This is a genomic window from Corynebacterium sp. S7 (genome assembly GCF_054401105.1).
This window is the reverse complement of record NZ_CM136760.1, coordinates 1,184,350-1,203,854: the sequence shown is the minus strand read 5'-3', so window position 1 is coordinate 1,203,854 and position 19,505 is coordinate 1,184,350. Positions and strand designations below refer to the sequence as shown.

20 protein-coding genes are annotated in these 19,505 nt (G+C 59.2%); 3 read left to right on the top strand and 17 right to left on the bottom strand.

The annotated features are described in order from the left end of the window. Nucleotides 1-11: 11 nt before the first annotated feature. The 7 genes from ACXZ66_RS05860 to dapE form a co-directional block, all read right to left on the bottom strand. Entirely contained in the window at nt 12-878 is an 867-nt protein-coding gene (locus tag ACXZ66_RS05860; RefSeq protein ID WP_458750953.1) for a methyltransferase domain-containing protein, read from the bottom strand. Between the two features lie 97 nt (nt 879-975). Then, on the bottom strand, nt 976-1,146 hold the full coding sequence (locus ACXZ66_RS05855; protein ID WP_458750952.1) for a DUF3117 domain-containing protein: 171 nt from the start codon (nt 1,144-1,146) through the stop codon (nt 976-978). Nucleotides 1,147-1,182: 36 nt separating this feature from the next. Continuing rightward, nucleotides 1,183-1,521 carry a cell division protein DivIVA gene (locus ACXZ66_RS05850; RefSeq protein WP_458750951.1) on the bottom strand — a complete coding sequence of 113 codons (339 nt, stop codon included), beginning with the start codon at nt 1,519-1,521 and terminating at the stop codon, nt 1,183-1,185. Between the two features lie 24 nt (nt 1,522-1,545). Continuing rightward, complete coding sequence (locus ACXZ66_RS05845) at nt 1,546-2,304, bottom strand: glucosyl-3-phosphoglycerate synthase (protein WP_458750950.1); 759 nt, start codon at nt 2,302-2,304, stop codon at nt 1,546-1,548. Next, the gene (folP, locus tag ACXZ66_RS05840) at nt 2,301-3,125 is read right to left on the bottom strand and encodes a dihydropteroate synthase (protein WP_458751291.1); all 825 of its coding nucleotides are present in this window, start codon (nt 3,123-3,125) and stop codon (nt 2,301-2,303) included. The genes ACXZ66_RS05845 and folP overlap by 4 nt, the downstream gene beginning before the upstream one ends. A gap of 32 nt (nt 3,126-3,157) precedes the next feature. Further along, on the bottom strand, nt 3,158-3,961 hold the full coding sequence (locus tag ACXZ66_RS05835) for an LOG family protein (RefSeq protein ID WP_458750949.1): 804 nt from the start codon (nt 3,959-3,961) through the stop codon (nt 3,158-3,160). Between the two features lie 44 nt (nt 3,962-4,005). Then, the gene (dapE, locus tag ACXZ66_RS05830) at nt 4,006-5,115 is read right to left on the bottom strand and encodes a succinyl-diaminopimelate desuccinylase (protein WP_458750948.1); all 1,110 of its coding nucleotides are present in this window, start codon (nt 5,113-5,115) and stop codon (nt 4,006-4,008) included. 51 nt (nt 5,116-5,166) lie between these two features. Between dapE and ACXZ66_RS05825 the strand changes: the two genes are divergently transcribed. The 3 genes from ACXZ66_RS05825 to dapD all read left to right on the top strand — a co-directional run bounded on the left by ACXZ66_RS05825 (nt 5,167) and on the right by dapD (nt 8,636). Further along, nucleotides 5,167-6,096: a 2,3,4,5-tetrahydropyridine-2,6-dicarboxylate N-succinyltransferase gene (locus ACXZ66_RS05825; RefSeq protein WP_458750947.1), complete on the top strand. Its 930-nt coding sequence runs from the start codon at nt 5,167-5,169 to the stop codon at nt 6,094-6,096. Nucleotides 6,097-6,334: 238 nt separating this feature from the next. Continuing rightward, nucleotides 6,335-7,666 (top strand): amino acid permease, encoded by a 1,332-nt coding sequence (locus tag ACXZ66_RS05820; protein WP_458751289.1) that lies wholly within the window; start codon nt 6,335-6,337, stop codon nt 7,664-7,666. 4 nt (nt 7,667-7,670) lie between these two features. Continuing rightward, nucleotides 7,671-8,636, top strand: coding sequence for a 2,3,4,5-tetrahydropyridine-2,6-dicarboxylate N-succinyltransferase (gene dapD, locus ACXZ66_RS05815; protein WP_458750946.1), 966 nt, complete (start codon nt 7,671-7,673; stop codon nt 8,634-8,636). 5 nt (nt 8,637-8,641) lie between these two features. On the opposite strand, the gene ACXZ66_RS05810 is transcribed toward dapD, so the two are convergent. The 10 genes from ACXZ66_RS05810 to typA all read right to left on the bottom strand — a co-directional run bounded on the left by ACXZ66_RS05810 (nt 8,642) and on the right by typA (nt 19,214). Beyond that, nucleotides 8,642-9,952, bottom strand: a complete 1,311-nt coding sequence (locus ACXZ66_RS05810; RefSeq protein ID WP_458750945.1) for a hypothetical protein — start codon at nt 9,950-9,952, stop codon at nt 8,642-8,644. A gap of 154 nt (nt 9,953-10,106) precedes the next feature. Further along, nucleotides 10,107-10,718, bottom strand: a complete 612-nt coding sequence (locus ACXZ66_RS05805; RefSeq protein WP_458750944.1) for a GtrA family protein — start codon at nt 10,716-10,718, stop codon at nt 10,107-10,109. 67 nt (nt 10,719-10,785) lie between these two features. Beyond that, a complete protein-coding gene (locus ACXZ66_RS05800; protein ID WP_458750943.1) occupies nt 10,786-11,640 on the bottom strand; it encodes a pseudouridine synthase in 855 nt (284 codons plus the stop codon). A gap of 9 nt (nt 11,641-11,649) precedes the next feature. Then, nucleotides 11,650-12,762: a succinyldiaminopimelate transaminase gene (dapC, locus tag ACXZ66_RS05795; RefSeq protein WP_458750942.1), complete on the bottom strand. Its 1,113-nt coding sequence runs from the start codon at nt 12,760-12,762 to the stop codon at nt 11,650-11,652. A gap of 5 nt (nt 12,763-12,767) precedes the next feature. Next, nucleotides 12,768-13,091, bottom strand: a complete 324-nt coding sequence (fdxA, locus tag ACXZ66_RS05790) for a ferredoxin (protein WP_018295873.1) — start codon at nt 13,089-13,091, stop codon at nt 12,768-12,770. Nucleotides 13,092-13,159: 68 nt separating this feature from the next. Beyond that, on the bottom strand, nt 13,160-13,540 hold the full coding sequence (locus tag ACXZ66_RS05785; protein WP_458750941.1) for a hypothetical protein: 381 nt from the start codon (nt 13,538-13,540) through the stop codon (nt 13,160-13,162). Between the two features lie 25 nt (nt 13,541-13,565). Beyond that, nucleotides 13,566-14,459, bottom strand: coding sequence for an N-acetyl-1-D-myo-inositol-2-amino-2-deoxy-alpha-D-glucopyranoside deacetylase (gene mshB, locus ACXZ66_RS05780; protein ID WP_458750940.1), 894 nt, complete (start codon nt 14,457-14,459; stop codon nt 13,566-13,568). After that, nucleotides 14,456-16,123 (bottom strand): ABC transporter family substrate-binding protein, encoded by a 1,668-nt coding sequence (locus ACXZ66_RS05775; RefSeq protein ID WP_458750939.1) that lies wholly within the window; start codon nt 16,121-16,123, stop codon nt 14,456-14,458. The genes mshB and ACXZ66_RS05775 overlap by 4 nt, the downstream gene beginning before the upstream one ends. Further along, nucleotides 16,123-17,262 carry an MFS transporter gene (locus ACXZ66_RS05770; RefSeq protein WP_458750938.1) on the bottom strand — a complete coding sequence of 380 codons (1,140 nt, stop codon included), beginning with the start codon at nt 17,260-17,262 and terminating at the stop codon, nt 16,123-16,125. Before ACXZ66_RS05770 ends, ACXZ66_RS05775 begins: the two co-directional genes overlap by 1 nt. 38 nt (nt 17,263-17,300) lie before the next feature. Then, on the bottom strand, nt 17,301-19,214 hold the full coding sequence (typA, locus tag ACXZ66_RS05765) for a translational GTPase TypA (RefSeq protein WP_458750937.1): 1,914 nt from the start codon (nt 19,212-19,214) through the stop codon (nt 17,301-17,303). Nucleotides 19,215-19,505: the final 291 nt, after the last annotated feature.

The following is a 19,505-nucleotide window of genomic DNA, read 5'->3' as shown; positions in this document are numbered from 1 at the left end:
GGCTTAGGGGCTTAGGCCCGGGCGAGCCTGGTGAGGTTGCCTCGCGCTGTCACAGTCATGGTGTCGGGCAGAGCTTGGAGCTTGTCAGCTAGCTCTGTGGGGTCGATGTGGCGCGCCGACGGGCTCATGCCGACCTGGGCTGCGATGGAATCGCGGTCCAGCGTCATGGGGAACTCGATGAGCTCAGGTTCCTGAACTGCAACAAGGTGTCCCTTGGCCTGTTCCAGCATGCGATCAACTTTGCCGTCTTCGACGGTCAAGATGCCAAGGGGCTCGCGCAGTTCGTCGAGGTGGCCTTGATCTGCGGATAAGACGATGACTTGGCCATTCTCGCTGAGTACGCGGGCGAATTCGGCAGGGTTGCGGGGAGCAAAAACTACGGTCAGGGCATCGATGACTCCGTCGCGCACGGGCAGATTTCCCCAGGCGTCAGCCACAACCGCGCCAAGGCGTGGGTGTGCTTTAGCCAGGATTTTCGCCGCGGGAACGGAAATATCCATGCCGATGCCGAGGGCCCCATCGAAAGAGTCCAGCGTGTGGGCCAAATAGTAGCCGGTGCCTGCTCCAACTTCGAGGAGGTTGGGGGCCCGGTCATCGTCGCCAAGCGATGCGTCTACTGCATCGTGGACTGCCGCAGTGACGGCCTCAACGAACCGTGCGAAATGGCCCTGCGACAAGAAGGTCTCGCGCGCCGCAACCATCTCGGTGCTATCGCCGTGGTGCTTGATGCCTGCGCCCGAGGCGAGGGTGACGTAGCCCTGGCGGGCGATGTCGTAAGAATGCCCGCTTTCGGAGACAAGACGAGAAAAATCGTCTGCCCCGGTGAGCGGGGAACCATCGACGGGATCAGCAAGCAGGTGCACGATATCTGAAAGCATGCCTGAAAGCCTACCCCGTCAATGGCGTGACAGACGATTAACGTGGGTTTTTCTTTATATATTGATATATTGCAGTACTAGCGGTATGAGCCGGGGATTACTCGGCGGCGACATCCATGAGAAGTTGGCCTAACTCGGCTGCTTCTTCTTTATTCATTTCGACGACGAGACGACCCCCACCATCGGATGGAATCCGCATCACGATCTTCCGGGACTCTTCCACCGCTTCCATAGGGCCGTTACCGGTGCGCGGCTTCATTGCTGCCATTGACCATTCTCCTTCACTGCAAACGATTGACCTTACCTATTTTACCTCTTTTTCGTTGCTACTAGGCGAAGAAATTTCATCAGTGCTGGTCACAGCGCTTTGAGCGGGGTGGTTCGGGAGGGAAACCCGGTCGGATTGTGTGAGCTGGGCAATAATCGCATCGACTTGGTCCTGGCGATATCCACGCGGCACAACCTCGAGAGCGATGTCGTCGATGCGCCCGGAGCGGATCGCTTCTGCATTGGCGGCGATCACATCCTGGGATTCCTCCATCGGGGGAAGGAGCTCTCCACGCCCGAAGAGTTCGCCGAACGCCCACGTGCCCACCACGATCAGGGCAAGCAGCACGATGATGAGAAGAATCCAGGACAACATGGCTACATCCTAACTGGTGATTATTTAGTGCAAAGAGTTCTGAAACGTGTTCCAAGCCGGCCGCTGCGCAATGTTGAGCGTGGGATCCGGTAAAACGCCTGCCCTGCCCAAGATTGTGCGCGCGACGACGTCGGCCATGGGGGCAAGCTCGGATAATGGCCGGTTCCTGTGGACTCGTTTGCCCACGTTCACTTGTGCCAAAGCGCTCGGGCCGTACTTGATGGCAATGTCGATGATTAGCCCGGCTTCGACCCCGTAGCCTGCGACAAAGGGAAGTTCCAGTGCGGTCTCACGGCGCAAGGCGTATTCGCCACCGAGGGGTTGGCGGATATGGCCCACCTCGGGGAAATAGGTGGAAAGTAGCGGTTTTGCGGTCAGTTCTGTGACGCGACCGCCCCCGGTCGGTGCCCCATTGAAGCTCCGCGTATAGTCCGCTTTCACCATGTGTACCTCGGGATCTGCGAGCGGGGCACACAGGCGCGAGACGAGGTTATTGGGAATGCTGTGCAGATCGGCATCGACGAAAACCACAACGTCTCCGGTGGCAGCACGCACACCGCGCCACAGCGCTTCGCCCTTGCCGGGGCTCGTTGGAATCTCAGGGGCAACGTCTTTCCACGAGATCACCGTGGCTCCCGCTCTGCTGGCATTGGCAGCCGTGGCGTCGCTGGAATCGGAATCAATCACGATAATTTCAGCCGGGTTATCTGCAGCCACGGCGCGGACAACCTGCGCGACCGTCGACTCCTCATTGAGAGCGGGAATTACTACTGAGACTTTCACGCAAGACCTCGCACCGTATTCAGCGAGGCCACCTCGCCCTGAATCGCTGCAGTCATCCGGATGACATCAAGAGTTTCTTTGACTTCGTGCACCCGAAAGGCCGCCACTCCCCGTGCCGCTGCCCAGGCTGTTGCCGCAAGGGTTCCGGGGACCCGATCGCCAACAGGGCGGTCGAGGGTTTCACCAACGAAGTCCTTATTGGACAGTGCCATGAGCACGGGCCATCCGGTGGCGACGAGCTCGTCGACACGGCGAAGCAGCTCGAGACCGTGGAAGGAGTTCTTCCCAAAGTCGTGAGCTGGGTCGATGAATACCTTTTCCTCGGGAACACCTGCGGTTACGGCCTTTTCAGCTAAGCCAGTTGTCTCCGCGATGACATCGGCAACAACGTCGTCGAAGTGCACGCGGTGGGGACGCGTCCTAGGCGTGACTCCCCCGGTATGTGAGCACACGTAGCCGACTTTGTGGGCACCGGCGACCTCGATGAGTTCCGGGTCCCAACCAGCCCACGTGTCATTGATCAAGGTGGCACCCGCGCTAATGGCGTGTTCTGCGACATCGGCGCGCCAGGTATCTACCGAAATAATCAGCGAGGGGTAGCGCTCGTGGACAGCAGCGATCATTGGTACAACACGATCGATTTCTTCCGCAGCGTCAACGTTGTCGCCAGGGCCTGCTTTCACACCACCAATATCGACGATGGTTGCCCCTTGGGCCACGACTTCGTCGCAACGCGTGAGTGCAGCCTCAAGGCCCCATGTCTTCCCCTTGTCATAGAAGGAATCTGGGGTGCGGTTCACAATGGCCATTACTTGGGCCATGGTGGATGATTCGGACGCTTCAAACACAGACGCTACTCGTTATCCTTTGCGCTCTTGTCGGACAGGCGCCCGTCAGACATGACTTTGTGGGCGTCGATGATGTGCGCGACGGCCTCATCAACAGAGTCGGTGACCAAGAACAAATCCATGTCCTTCGGGGAAATCAAGCCCCGAGCCTTGAGCTGGGAGCTTATCCAGTCAATGAGGCCGGACCAGAACTCCGTGCCCATGAGCACGATTGGGTAGTTGGTGACCTTGCCAGTTTGGACCATGCACAGTACTTCAAAGAGCTCATCCAAGGTGCCAAAGCCACCTGGCAGGGTGACAAAGGCCTGGGAGTACTTCAAGAACATGGTCTTGCGCACGAAGAAATAACGGAAGTTCAAGCCCAGATCGACCCAGGCGTTGAGGCTTTGCTCGTGAGGAAGCTCGATGCCCAGACCGACAGACATCCCGCCTGCCTCGTAGGCACCGCGGTTGGGGCCTTCCATTAGACCAGGGCCACCACCGGTAATCACAGCGTAGCCGGACTTCGCAAGCGCCTCGCCCAGCTCGCAGGCCAGCGCGTACTCTGGCGTGCCCTCGCCCAAACGTGCCGACCCAAACACGGTGACAGCCTTGGATAGTTCTGTCAGTGCATCGAAGCCGGAGACGAACTCCGATTGGATGCGCAGGATGCGCCATGGGTCTGCATGCTTCCAATCGTGATCGGCACCAAGCTCCAGCAAGCGCTGGTCGAAGGTCGATCCACCTTCTTGTTCGTCGTGGCTGCGAACCAAAAGTGGGCCGCGCAGCAGTCGATCCTTTTCAGGCCTCGGTGTAATTTCAGGTGCCATGAATCGTCGTCTTTTCTACTCGGTGTAAGGGATAAAAGTGGGGCTTAATGTGAAGTTTTGGAAGTTAGATAGGCGCGCAAATTGCGTGCTACCTGGTGAATTTGTTCAACCGGACATTGCTCATCAATCTTATGTGCATATCCTGGATCGCCGGGACCATAATTCACCGCCGGAATACCCAGACTAGAGAACCTTGCAACATCCGTCCATCCGAACTTGGCACGAACATTTCCCCCCACGGCGGTGATCAACCCCTGGGCAACTGGATCATCGAGTCCGGGAAGTGCGCCGGGCACGGCGTCGTCGTAAAGCAGCTCTATGCCTTCTTCTAAAGCAAGTGTCTGCTCGAGGTGGGCTTTCGCTTCCTCAAGGCTGCGGTCGGGGGCGAAGCGGAAGTTGACCACAAGGGTGGCTTCGTCGGGGATGGTGTTGGTGGCTACTCCCCCGCGAAGCCCCACGACGTTGAGGCCTTCGCGGTACTCGCAGCCGGCGATGGTGACCCGGCGCGGGCTGTAGTTTGCAATGCGCCCGAGGACGCCCGCGAGATCGTGGGCGGCGTTGTGCCCGAGCCAGGCGCGCGCGGAATGGGCGCGGGTGCCGCGTGCGGTGATGTGGACGCGGATGGAACCTTGACAACCGGCTTCAACGACGGCACCGGAAGGCTCCCCGAGCAGCGCGAGGTCTCCGGCGAGCAACTCTGGGTGGTCGCGCTCTAAGTGAGCGAGCCCGTTGTACTGACTTTCGACCTCTTCTGCCTCGTAGGCGATCAGTGTGAGGTCGAAGGCGAGGTCTGGGTGATTGGCAAGATCCGCAAAGCTTTTGAGGTAGCAGGCCAGGCCCGATTTCATGTCCACCGCGCCGCAGCCGTAGAGCACGCCATCTTTTAATGTGTGGGGCACGTTATCGGCGATTGGCACCGTGTCAATGTGGCCTGCCAGCACCACGCGCTGGGGCAGACCACGGTTAGTGCGAGCGACAAGCGTGTTGCCGAAACGGTACCTTTCCACCCCATCGAGTTGTTCCAGGGAGAGCTCGATCAGATCTGCGATCTCCTTCTCTTGGTGAGAGGGGCTGGCCACGTCAATCAGCGCAGCGGTCAGGTCGACTGGGTCGGAATTCAGATCGAGTACATGCACGCGCCCAATAATACGCATGTCCGGCTTCCCCGGATGCTTAAGAGGGGTGGGCACACTAAGGTAATTGCCATGACAATCGGAGCGTACGCAATCGGGATTGCCAACATCGGAATGGACGGGTCTGTCCTTGATACTTGGTATCCAGACCCCGAGCTGGTCGAAGGCGAAGAAGCCGTCGGCCTAGAATCGGGCACCCACCGCCTAGGCGCGAACCATTTGCCTGCACGTCTGCTGCAGCTCGTGCGTATCGACGAGGACCGCATGGTCGAGCAGGTCGCAGTGCGTACCACCATTGCTGATCTGAACCAGCCTCCGGTTGATGCTCACGACGTGTACCTGCGTCTGCATCTGCTCTCCCACCGCATTGTTCGCCCCCTTGAGCTGAACATGGAGAACATCCTCGACCACTTGTTGCCGGTTGTGTGGACAAATAAGGGGCCATGTTTGCCGGACAACTTCGAGTTTGTCCGTGCAGCTTTGCGTACCCGCGGCTTGATTCACGTTTACGGCATCGAGCGCCTTCCCCGCATGGTGGATTACGTCGTGCCTTCCGGTGTTTCCATCGCCGAAGCCGAGCGCGTGCGCTTGGGTGCCTACCTTGCCCCGGGCACAAGCGTGATGCGTGAGGGCTATGTTTCCTACAATGCCGGCACGTTGGGCGCAACGCGTATTGAGGGCCGCCTGTCGTCGTCAGTTGTTATTGAAGGTGGAACTGATGTTGGCCTCTCATCGACGATCATGGCCTTGCGCAATGAACGCCACAACCGCACGCCACTTCATATTGGTTCGAACTGTGTGCTGCGCACGTCCTCGGGTTTGATTGGTATTGAGATGGGCGATAATTGCAGTATCGGCGTCAACGTCATGTTGGAACCGGACTCCATGATCCACGACCAGCATTCGGGCGATGATATTCCGGCAATTGAGCTCTCGGGACGCTCGGGCTGGTCCGTGAAGAATGAACCAGGGTTTAGCATTCCGGTGCTGCGTTGGGTCTAAGGCTGGGTCTAAGGTTGGGTCTAATCTCGAGCCTCAGACCACCGGAAATAGTTTCTTTATAGAAATCATCTTTAAGCGCCGTAACGCCGGTCAATAGAAGCTGTGGAAGTGCTGTTGATTACAGTTGAGAATTGTTAATGTTTTCGATTCAACACTCACCTTGCGATGAAAGTGACCGCTCGTGACAGAGAAAAATAATACAAAGCTCGGCTCTGGCCTAAAAACCAGACACCTGACCATGATGGGGCTGGGCTCCGCCATCGGCGCAGGCCTCTTCCTTGGCACTGGCGTAGGCATCAACGCCGCAGGACCTGCGATCCTCATTGCTTATGTCATTGCAGGCATCATCGTCGTGCTGGTGATGAGCATGCTCGGCGAAATGGCCGCGGCACGGCCTTCTTCAGGTTCCTTTTCCACTTACGCCCGCCAGGCATTCGGCCACTCGGCGGGATTCACCACCGGCTGGCTGTACTGGTTCATGCTGGTCATGGTGATGGGCGCCGAAATGACAGGCGCTGCCGCCATCATGGGTTCCTGGTTTGGCGTCGACCCGTGGATCCCTGCTCTCATCGCCGTGGTCTTCTTCGCCGTGGTGAACTTCGCCCGCGTGCGTGGCTTCGGTGAATTCGAGTTCTGGTTCTCCTTCGTCAAGGTGGCCGTAATCGTCCTGTTTATCATCATTGGTGTTTTGCTCTGGCTTGGTTGGTTGCCCGGCCATGATTTTGTGGGCCTGACCAATATCCAAGAATCTGGGTTTGCTCCTAATGGCATTACGGGTATCGCAGCTGGCCTGCTCGCCGTTGCCTTTGCTTTTGGCGGCATCGAGATGGTGACCATCGCCGCCGCAGAATCCGAGAATCCTTCGCGCTCTATTGCGACCGCAGTTCGCAGCGTGATCTTCCGTATCTCGGTCTTCTACATCGGCTCCGTGTTGGTGATTATTTTGCTGCTCCCCTACGACCAGATCCAGGGCGCCGACACCGCCGCGGAGTCCCCATTCACCGCGGTGCTCTCTCTGGCAAACATCCCAGGTGCGGTTGGCTTCATGGAGGCCGTGATCGTGCTGGCACTGCTCTCTGCATTCAACGCGCAGATCTACGCCACTTCCCGCCTATCGCACAACCTCGCGCTTTCCGGCGATGCACCAAAGGCTCTGGCCAAGACCAACCGCGACAACGTGCCTATTAACGGCGTGATCTTGTCCATGATTTTCGCTTTTGTCTCCGTTGGTTTGCAGTGGTGGAACCCAACAGGATTGCTGGACTTCCTGCTCAATGCAGTCGGTGGCACCCTGATGGTGATCTGGCTGATGATCGCGTTCAGCTACATCAAGCTGCACCCCGAACTTGAGAGGAACAACGAGATCACCACCGTGCGCGTAGGCGGTTGGCCATGGCTGCCTTGGGCCACCGTGATCGCACTTGTGGCTCTTGTCATACTGATGCTTTTCGACGATGCGTCCCGCGCGCAGGTCATTTCGGTTATTATTTTGACGGCAGTTGTGGCGCTTCTTTCGCTGACCACGAAAGCCAATTCGCAACGTACGGTTCAACTTAAGGAATCTCACTAACTTCATGACTTCTGCATACGCCCGCGGCTTAGCAACAGTGACTCACGATGGAACCGTTCTAGATGTCTGGTACCCAGCACCCAAGATCGGTGAATCGGTCTCGTCTACCGGCACGGAGCGTCTCGACGACACTCCGCAGCAGTTCCTGAACCTAGTGGGTCCCGACGAGGATCGTGGTGTTGCCCGCATCTCGGTAGAAACCTCCATCGAAGATCTGGCTCATCCACCCATCGATGCCTACGACGGTTACCTTCGCCTGCACCTTCTTTCCCACCGCCTGATCAAGCCTCACGGCGCAAACCTCAACGGCTTGTTCGGGTTGCTCGCCAATGTGGTCTGGACGAACTACGGCCCTTGCGCCGTAGCCGACTTCCAGATGGTCCGTGGCCGCCTCGCTGGCAAGGGCCCCGTGACCGTCTACTCGGTGGACAAGTTCCCTCGCATGGTCGACTACGTCGTTCCCACCGGCGTACGCATCGGCGACGCCGACCGCGTGCGCCTCGGCGCTCACCTAGCTGAGGGCACCACGGTCATGCACGAAGGCTTCGTCAACTTCAACGCCGGCACCCTGGGCGCTGGCATGGTCGAGGGCCGCATCTCCGCGGGCGTCACCGTGGGCAACGGCACCGACATCGGCGGCGGCGCCTCCATCATGGGCACCCTGTCGGGTGGTGGCAAGGAAACCATCACCATTGGTGAACGCTGCTTACTCGGCGCGAACTCTGGCGTGGGCATTTCGCTTGGCGACGATTGCGTGGTCGAGGCTGGCCTCTACCTCACCGCAGGCGCGAAAGTTACCGTCTTGGGCGATGTAGCAAAGCAACTCGGTGTAGTTGACTCGTCGCGGATGAAGGCATCCGAGCTGACCGGCAAGAGCGGTATCCTGTATCGCCGCAATTCCGTATCCGGCTCAGTGGAGGCCACCCGCTCGCCTGGTATCTCCTTGAATGAAGAGCTGCATAAGAACTAGCAAAACTAGCGCAGCCCCGTCCCAACGGCGGGGTTGCGCTTATTTTGTGGAACTGCCGCGGTACGCGCCGCCCCCATGGGAGCCATCATCTGGCCAGCCCCAGCCTGCGCCCCACCAATAGAACCCAAGGAGCCGACGGAGATCCCCGCAGGGACACTCGAGGCACGCGGCACCGCCATGGACACACCGGCGCCGAGTCCCACAGATGGTGCCCCGCCCACACCCGAGAGCGCGGTAGAAACAGCACCTACAGAGCTTAAGGCAGGTGCGCTACTCAAAGACGCCGTCGCAGTTTCCGTTGGGGTCTCATCAAGGTCGATGTCAGGCTCGATGGCGCCCTCGTCGTGAAGCTCTGTCTCTGCGAGATGAAGATCGCTACAGCACATCCTTGCCGCCACGTCGTCTGGCCACACCAGCTGGGGCAAGCCCTTGAGGATCCACCCCGAAGTGAAGAGGTCGAGCAAGGAGGCGAAGGGCGCCAATGCTCGCGCGACCAGAGCCATAAGATTTTCCGGGATGGCGTCGAGGAAGCTGCGTTCCACAAGGACACGCGCCTCGGCTGGTAGGCCTGCTAGACCTGTCTCGAGGAGCCCGAGCGCACCCCTGAGAGCCTGCACGATGCCCGTAATCAACTGCACGACACCGCCCATCGATTGGGCCGCCCGGGCGATCGCCTCGGCCTGACCTGCGAACTCGCGCAGCGTCTGCGTGCTGGCCTCCACGACAGACCCGGTAGAGCCCGCCTCGAGAGAGCTAGAGGTAGACGCGAAGTGGTGAGCGACTGCCTGCGCCACCCGCGCCAGCTCGGACCACAGTCGAGCTCCCTCCTCGACCTCGATCAGAGAGGTCGCTGCAAGGCCGCCGCGCAGACTCTCCACCGAAGCGGAGCTGAAAGTACCTGCCGACTGCACCACGTGCTCACTAGTGGGTAGATACCCAACGGCCTGCGGACCGGTGGCTGGGCGCACTGGAAAACTCATTAAGAGTGTCTCCTGAGATACCCCGCGCAAGGCTGCGGCGTGGGAGTCTTCGACGTGCTCGAAGGCGGTGGCATCCGCCTCGAAGGAATCAGAGGCGAACCGAACTAGGCGCGTGAGAAAGTCGATCGCGCTGACCGAAGAGCCCTCCGCCCCGTTGAGGCACAGCCCGTGATAGCGCCCGAGCTCGCGAAGGCCCGGGAGAGGCGTGAAGTTTTCTCCCAGACCGGCTGAAACCGTCTGGCTGCGCAGGGTCTGCAGCTCGTCGATAAGCGAATGTGTTGTTGTTGCGTGCGACCGTAACTCGGCCGTATCTAAAGAAAGGTCTAGTGCCACCATGAATCCCCCGATTCTGCAGGGGAGACGTGCAACAAAAGGTGCGGGATGAAGTCCCCCGAGCAACGTCCCTGCCCGCTATTATGCACGGCGCGAGGACAGTTGTCGGGGCAAGAGTGCACAATATATTGCGCAAGCAGAGCCTGCCGAGAGCGACTTAAGTATGGCGCTCGTCTGGCTCCTCGGAGGAAACGACCTTGACCTTGGGTTTCGCGAAGGTCCACACCTTATTGATCACGAAGTTCACCGGCATCGCCACAATGATCGAGATGGCCTGTGCCCAGTAGAACTTGGTTCTAAAGCCAGTGGAGTTATCGAATACGTCGTCCGGCAGACCCACTGGGCTGGTCGGATTCATCAGCAGAGTCAGAATGATCTGCGACACCGCAAACGCCACAAGCCCGGTAGCCAAAAATGGGAAGAAGCCGCGAATCCAGGAACGCTTCGTGATCCCCCTAAAGGTCCACGAACGGTTGAGCTGGTAGTTCCACGTGTTTGCCACCAAAAACGCGATCGTGGCAAAGACGTGGTACCAGCGGATGTTGTACTCGGTGCCGAGCAAATTCATGAACACATCATTTTCATGAACCCCCCAGCCCCACTCCGCCGACTTCTTCGACAGATAAGTGACCAACAAGTTAACCAGTGTGCCCGATCCGCCCACGATGCCGAACATGATGAACTGGCGCATGTTGTTAAGCATCCGCACTGCGGAGACCTTGCGGGTGCTCGGGGACGTTTCAGTTTCGTCAGAAACTTCCACCGCCATTAACCCACCTCGTTTCGGAATCGGACCAATAAATTAACCAGAAATAAACCTGAACTAAATCAGGGGTTCAGTCCATTCTAGTGGGTAAAGCACGCTCCGAGACGAATTCCCGCGCCCTCTCTTCGAAGGGGTCACGGAACTCTAAGCCTTTTGCCAGCAAATGCAGTGGATCCGAATAGTTATACAGGTCCAGCTCACGCTCATTCGGATACATATCGTCGCCGATAATCCCGGCTCCCAGATAGTCACACACCACGCGCAGTTGATGCGTATGCCCCGTGAGTGGCCGCAACTCCACGGTGCGACGCTCGGGGTCGTGGTCAAGCGTGCGCCATAAAGTCACCGTCGGTGTGCCTTGCTTATCGACGATCACCCGGCGCCCCACCTTGCGCATGCCCAGGTGGAGTTCCTGCCAAGGCTGGGACTCAACGGGTGCGCTGAGCCGAGCAAGATAGGTCTTGCGCACTTCTCGACGAGCGAAAAGCTCATGGTAGGCAGCCCGGTGCTGCGGGTGTTTCACCGCCAGCATAAGTCCAGCGGTGAGCCGGTCGAGCCGGTGGACGACTGTGACTTCTTCGCCGAAGCGAGCGCGCAACCTAGTCTGGAGAGTCTCACGGACGATCCTGCCGTTGGGCGTGGCCGGTAAGAAGTGGGGTTTATCCACCACGAGGATGCGATCGTCTTCGAAAAGCACCTGGTAGTCGAAAGGGATCACGGGCTCGTGGTCGACCTGGGGAAACTGCCAGGCCGGGGTGGGCCGATCGAGCTCGGTCCCGGGGGCGAGCAAGGTACCCGGGACAAAGGAACTGTCGCCGCTGCGTGCCACGAAAAACTCGCCTGCGGGAACATGGCCACGCAGGACGACCTTGGTGGCCACTACCCCGTCTCGAGCCGGCGGCCGACCAGTGGGGTTGTGACCCATCTTCCAGGCCTAGGCGTCCTGGTTGGCTAGCGCCTCGAGGCGGTGGCAGGCCTCGTCGATACGCTCATCGCTTGCGGTCAACGCAATGCGCACGTAGTTCTCGCCTGCCGGGCCATAGAAATCGCCGGGCGCGACAAGGATACCCAGCTCCGCCAGAGCCTCGACGGTCTTGCGACCGTTCTCGCCGCGGGTAGCCCACAGGTAGAGCCCTGCCTCGGAGTTGTCCACGTTAAAGCCCGCCTTGAGCACGGCCTTGAGCAGCTTCGCACGGCGCACCGCGTAGGTGGCGTGCTGGAGCTTTTCTTGCAGGTCGTTGTTTAGCGCCACAACCATGGCGTGCTGAATGGGGCCGGGAACCATCAAACCGGCGTGCTTGCGCACCTCGGTCAGCTCCGCGATCAATGCCTTATCGCCCGCCAAGTAACCCGCACGGTAGCTGGCCAGATTCGACGTCTTTGACAGCGAGTGCACCGCGATGAGATTGGTATTGTTCCCGCCTGCGACCTCGTGGCTCAAAATCGAGACGGGCTTGTGCTCGTCGTCCCAGCCCAGGCCCAAGTAGCACTCGTCAGAGGCGATGATGCAGCCGGTCTCGCGGGCGAAATTGACCCAGACCTTGAGCTCCTCGGCGCTGGCTACCTTGCCAGTCGGGTTGGAGGGCGAATTGATAAACGCCAAGGCGGCGCCTTCGACGGGCTCGTCGGAACGCACCGGGGTGCATCCCGCGATCAAGGCCGCAACCTCGTAGGTGGGGTACGCCACCGTGGGAATGATGATCTTTTCTCCGCGCAAGCCCAACAAAGTAGGTAGCCACGCGATGGCTTCCTTGGTGCCAATCACAGGCAATACAGAAGAGGTATCAAGGCCCTCCATCTGGTAGCGACGCTCCAGGGCAGCAACAATGGCCTCGCGCAGCTCGTCGGTGCCTACTGTGGTGGGATAGCCAGGCTCTGCGGCAGCCTCAGCCAGCGCGAGCTGGATGCTGGGGTCCACCGGGTCGACTGGTGTGCCTACCGAAAGGTTGACAATCCCGCCTGGGTGGGCGTTGGCCGTTTCCTTCGCCGAGGCAAGGGAATCCCATGGGAAATCAGGCAGGACAGAGCTAAGAGGCGTACGAACCACAGGCTCTATTCCTGGTTCTGTGGAGGCAGTGCCGCCACGAATGGGTGATCAAAGTCCTGTGGGCCAAGCTTTGCAGCTCCGCCTGGGGAGCCCAGATCGTCGAAGAAGCCGACGTTTGCATCGTAGTAGTCTGCCCACTCATCTGGAGTGTCATCTTCGTAGAAGATCGCCTCGACTGGGCAGGCAGGCTCACAAGCGCCGCAATCCACGCACTCATCTGGGTGGATGTACAGCATGCGCTTACCTTCGTAAATGCAATCAACTGGGCATTCTTCTACGCACGAACGATCGAGGACGTCGACGCATGGCTGGGCAATAACGTATGTCATTGGATTTACTCAAACTCCTGACGCATGAACTATTTGGCTAAATCGTACTCTGGCTTTTCGTAATTATGTCATTTACCCCGAAGCACAGGGTATAAACCACCCAGTATCCCCAGGAAGAGCAACAGCAGGGTTCGAATATTATTGGCAAGCAACATGTCTCCGGTCACTCCTACTCCGAACATCAGCCCGAAGAAAGCTAGGACCCACACACCGAGCGGAATCAGCGCGACCCACCAGGAGGTGGTCCACAACTTTGCAGTGCGGGTGAGCACCATGTTGAAGAAGAACGCCAGCACAATCGTGTACGGAAACGGCACGGGACCGATCCAGGTACCAAGGTAGACCACCTCAAGAAGCAGCGAGAACACCGCTCCCAAAGAAAGCCAGGTCAGGCCGGTGACTTGTTCGCTACGCGAGTAGTCGGTGCGAGTGACAGAACGAGATTCCACTGTGTTTTTCTGCTTACTTTTCAATTCACTTTTCAATTCCGCTGAGCAAATCAGCGCCGTGCTCGAGTGCCAGCCCAGCGCCGAATTGGTAATGCTCGCGCTTGAGAATCGGCTGCGCGATCAAGTTGGACAGTGCAAACACAACATCGGGGCCCGCACCCCAGGCAGCATGAGGATTCGTCTCGGAGACATATCCGTCGGCGACCCAGATCTGTGTAGCGTGCGCACGCATCGCCTCGACCTTCTGGTGGTAGGTCACCTCGTCGAGCTCCACCCAGGTATCGGTGTGCTCTACTGCGGCGAGTTCTCCAGGCTTTGGTGCGCGCCACCCTGCGGGAATGGTCGTCGCAGCGTTCGCTTCGAGCTCGTCGCGTGGATGCACGGACCAGAGGATGCGCGGGACCTCTACGCGCTGGGCTGCCGCATGAGTAATCTCGTGCGTGCGGATGTGGTCTGGGTGGCCGTACCCGCCGTCGGGGCCGTACGTAAGAACCAGGTGGGGGCGTTCTGCTTCGAAAATGCGCGTTAGCTCCTCAACGGCGCGTTCGCCCGAGTTGACGAAGGCACGGGGATTCGCATGTGCTGGTGAGCCCACCATCCCGGAATCACGGAAGGCACCAGCGCCACCGAGGAAAGTTCCCCGCACACCCAGAATGGCAAGCGCTCGCTTAAGCTCAGCAATACGGAAACCACCAAGTTGGTCGGCTTCGTCATTGACCAGGCCCTGGTAGGTCTCGCCGATTACTTCGCCTTCTTCGCCAAGAGTGCACGTAACGACGAGTATGTCTGCCCCGCGTCGGGCGAGATCAGCAAGGGCTCCGCCGGTGACAATCGATTCATCATCAGGGTGCGCGTGCACGGCAACCACCCGGTATCCCGAGAGGTCGCGTGTTAGCCCCCGATTAGTTAAGTCACTCAAAACTGTTGTTCCTCCTCAGCAATTGTCGGCTGGGTCGTTGAAGTGGTGGTACTCGTAGTGGCTTCTGCCGGAAGCTTCCACGTGTCAGCGGTTGCCAGCCCGTCGGTCCATGCCTCAAGATCTGGATCAGGGCCAATGATACCCGGGCTGAGAGCAAGGACTCTTTGTTCCCTCAGCAACGGAACCCAGGTGGCTTCCTGGGTTTGGAAATCGTCGAGAAGTTCTTGTGCTTTTTCAACACTGATCTCGCCGGACAACGCCATTGTGGACACGCTTTCGGACTCTGGCATACACAGCCCCGAGAGGTTTCCGGAGCGCAGACCAGTGGTTTCGTCGGGACAGCGCAGTGCGCCTGCGACGTAATTGAGGCTGCCATCGATCCATTCTCGCGTCATGATGGCGTCGACCTCGCCGTTGGGCAGCCGGTTCCTGGTCAGGTCGGTGATGTCAGTGGAGACTACCTCCGCGTCAATTCCGCGTTGTTTCAATAGGTCGACGAGCGAGCGGACTGAGGCTGAGGCGGTGGCGTCGGCAGGATCGGCACCAATGCGCAGAGGGCGCCCCGAGGCTTCAATTTTGCTGCGCAGCAGTGCGGGTTCTGCCTCGTTGACAGGTTCCGAATCCGCGACATTGAGGTCGGTGGAACGACCCGCACCGAGGCGTGCGATCAGGGGTACATCGACGAGCCCGCGCAACTCCACGCGGGCAGCGTGGTCGGACAGGATCGGCGAGGTGGTAGACAAGGTCAAGCCGAGCTGGCGCTGCGACTGAATCAACCTGTTTTGGATATCGGGAATCAGCGCGTAGGTATCCCGGGTGGTCTCACCAGGCAAAACATCAACAAATTGCAGCTGGCCCGCACGTAGTTGGTCGGCGCTATGCGTCGTGGAACGAGTCTCTACTAGGGACAAGATATCAATCTGCGCGGGAGACTGCCCCCAGAACCTGTCGTTGCGATTCAGCGAGATCACTCCCCTGGCACGGTCGACCTTCTCCACCAAATAGCGCCCCGCTGATGCCGGAATATCGTCGCGAAGACCCACCAGGAAACCGTCCGCACTGGAGTCCAACAGGTGCGAAGGCAAAAGAAAATCAAACAGCGATTGCCATTCCGCTACCTGCGTATGGAAGTCCACTTCTACTGTCTTGGCACCGCTGCCAATCACGCGGACATCGCTGATCGCCCGGTATCCTTCCGGGTTGATCACACCCGGCGAGGTGGACATTCCGCGCCATAAATAGGAGAAATCGGAGCCAGTAATCGGGGTGCCGTCCGACCATTGGGCGGCATCCTGGATCACGTAGCGCACGGTCATCACAGTTCCAGAGGAACGGGCAGGCTCGATGATCTCGGCCGATTGCAGCAAGTCTTTGTTGAGCTTGCCGTCATTGAAGGCGCTGGGTAACACCAGCTTCGCAATCGAACGAACCACAGAGGAATCGTCGCTAAGCAAATGCGGATTGAAACCGTTACGTAACGGCTCAACGCCGACCGCTGCCTCGGTGCGCGCGGAACGCGCCTGCGTGGTGGTTGGGGCCGTGGATGTTGACGACGAGGGCGTCGGCTCAACCACCGGTGCTGGGCCCGGGTTAGCAGAACAGCCCGAGAGAACAACTCCCGCGGTGAGCAGGGTTGCAAACAGGGTGGAAAGGCGCCGTTTCATTACTGTTGTTTTACCACGTGCCCGCGCAACCCCGGCGCAGACAACACGACGGCGACACCCGCGAGGGGCAAAATCACAAGCGCGACGCGCAGCGAGGTGGCCTGTGAAAGCGCACCGATGAGCGGGCTTGTGGCCATGAAACCGACGCGCATGAGCCAGCTGACCACGGTCATACCAGTCGATTGCGCAACGCCCGGCAGCATCGCCGAGGCGGCGTACGCACTTGGCACTAGGGTCGCACAGCCCCAGCCTGCTAGGGCATAGCCAATGTAAAGCGGAATCGGGTTGGTGGCAAGCACGACCGCCAGGCCGCCGAGCGCAATGCTGAAGCCTCCCGCACGCGCCACGGCGACGCGACCAAAGCGGTTGATCAGCAGATCGCCCGCAAAGCGGCCGATGGTCTGCGCTGCGAAGAGCACAATGTAGGCGCTGCCCGCGGCGGCAACACTTATCGACGACAGCGTGGTCGCCGACAGAGCCGCCCAGTTATTGCCGATGTCTTCCACCATGGTTCCGGCGGTGGCCACAATCGCTGCAGGCAAGGCGAGCCAGACGACACGAGAAGTGATTTTTGCCGAGCTTTGCGCTGGCTCTGCTGTGGCACTATCTTGCTGGTCGGTGCCACTGACATCACCCATCAGCCAGGCTGCCAATGCGACAAGGATGACTTGGAGCACGGCAATCGCGCTGAGATGCGCCCAGATGGGAACACCAGCGACTGCGGCTGCGGTACCTCCGATGCCGCCGAGGACGGCACCGAGCGACCAGCATGCGTGCAGGGAGCTCATAATGGAGCGCCCCATCTCGGTTTGGACGCGCACGGCTGCGACGTTTTGGGAGACGTCAATGATTGCGTCGGTGAGGCCGAACAAGAGCAGCAGGACAGCGAGCGCCCAGGCTCCAGGGGCAAGGCCGATACCGACGAGATAGACCGCCGTAATGACGGTGCCCACGATCATGACGGGCCGCGCACCGAACGTGCGCTCAGCCCAGGCAGGCAGCACCGTCGAGGCAAGCGAACCGATTGCCACGGCGGTGACGAGGAGACCGAAGACTAAGTCGGAGAGCTCCCAGTTGGTTTTGAATGTTGGATACCACGGCAGCACCGAGGAAATCGAGATTCCGTTGGTGGCAAACATTGTTGCCACCCCGATGGGACGCCGCGGCGACACCTTCATTACTTGTTGAGCTGCTTCTCGCGGGAACGAGCGCGACCACGCTCAGTAGCGTTGAGAATGACCTTGCGCACGCGCATTGCCTCTGGAGCAACCTCGACGCACTCATCTGCACCACAGAACTCGATGGCTTCGTCGAGGGACAAGGTACGAGCCTTCGCCAGGGTGACGGTGGTGTCAGCGGAAGCGGCACGCATGTTGGTGAGCTTCTTTTCCTTGGTGATGTTGACGTCCATGTCCTCGTCGCGGTTGTTAGCACCGACGACCATGCCCTCGTATGCCTCTGCGCCCGGCTCAACGAAGAAGTCTCCGCGGTCAGACAGGTTCATCAGCGCGTACGCGGTGACCTGACCGGAACGGTCTGCAACCAGGGAGCCGGTTGCACGGCCCTTGATTTCGCCTGCCCATGGACGAGGATCGATAGCGTAGGAGTTTGCGATACCTGCGCCGTGAGTCTCGGTCATGAAGGTGGTGCGGAAGCCGATCAGGCCACGAGAAGGAACGTCGAATTCCATCCGAACCCAGTCACCGGCAGCGTTAGCCATAGCGGTCATCTGCCCCTTGCGAGCTGCCATCAGCTGGGTGATGTTGCCCTGGTACTCAGATGGGGTGTCAATGACCATGTGATCGAATGGCTCGTAGGTCTTGCCATCGATCTGGCGGGTCACGACCTGTGGCTTACCCACGGTGAGCTCGAAGCCTTCACGACGCATGGTTTCAATCAGGACGGTCAGCGCCATTTCGCCACGGCCCTGGACCTCCCAAGTATCAGGGCGCTCGGTAGGCAGAACCTTCAGGGACACGTTACCGATGAGCTCCTGATCGAGGCGGGCCTTAACCATACGCGCGGTGAGCTTGTCGCCGCCGTTGCGTCCTGCCATTGGCGAGGTGTTTACGCCGATGGTCATGGACAGAGCTGGATCGTCGACCTTGATGCGTGGCAATGGGTCGATGTGGTCTGGATCGGTGATGGTGTCACCGATCATGATCTCGTCGATGCCCGAGATAGCTGCGATATCGCCTGCGACAACGTCACCTTCAGCTGGGACGCGCTGGAAGCCAACGGTGCGCAGCAATTCAGCGACCTTCACGTTCTTGACGTGCTGTACGCCCTCGGAATCGTAGTGGATCCAGGCAACCTGCTGGCCCTTCTTCACGGTGCCACGGTGCACGCGGATCAGCGCAATACGGCCAAGGAAGGACGAGGAGTCAAGGTTGGTGACCTGAGCCTGGAATGGCGCATCGTCGTCAGCAGCTGGCTCTGGGATCTCGTCGTAGATGACCTGGAACAGTGGCTCGAGGTCTTCGTTGTCAGGCAGGTTACCGTTGCCTGGGTTGTTGAAGGAGGCGCGACCTGCACGGCCAGATGCGTAGAGGACTGGCAGATCAAGCAGGCTCTCGGCTGCCTCTGCTGCTTCTGGGTCTTCGAGGCCTGCACCGAGCTCGAGAAGAAGGTCTTGTGCTTCTTCCACAACTTCGTCGATACGCGCATCTGGACGGTCAGTCTTGTTCACACAGATGATCACTGGCTTCTTGGACTCCAGTGCCTTACCCAACACGAAGCGGGTCTGTGGGAGAGGGCCCTCGGATGCGTCAATGAGCAGGACAACTCCGTCAACCATGGACAGGCCGCGCTCGACCTCGCCACCGAAGTCGGCGTGGCCTGGGGTGTCAATCACGTTGATGACAAGATCACGGCCGTCCTTGCCCTTACCAGGGCGACGGATAGCGGTGTTCTTCGCAAGAATGGTAATGCCCTTCTCGCGCTCGAGGTCGCCAGAGTCCATGACGCGGTCTGCGACTTCACCATGGTCACCGAACACGCCAGATTGCTCTAGCAGTGCGTTGACGAGGGTGGTCTTGCCGTGGTCAACGTGGGCGACGATAGCTACGTTACGGAACTCAGGATGCGACACGTAGGGTGCTCCTCTTTCAAGCTGGAAATGTTTCTGAACGGTTAAACCCTACTCGCTTAGCACGACATCTGCAGCATTGGAGGTGTTTTCCACCAGCCATAGGTATCCAAAACCAGTTGCAGCCGTGGTTATTGGGAGTATTGTGGCTATTGTTACTATTGTTGTCAGTTTTTTGATGGGAACTTCCTGTGCTAGCTGAGTGCCTTTCTGTATTGACGTACATCGAGGCTGCCCAGGGGTGTTCTTTCATGCTTCAAACTGAGAAAATGTAGATAACTTGCCCAGAATTCA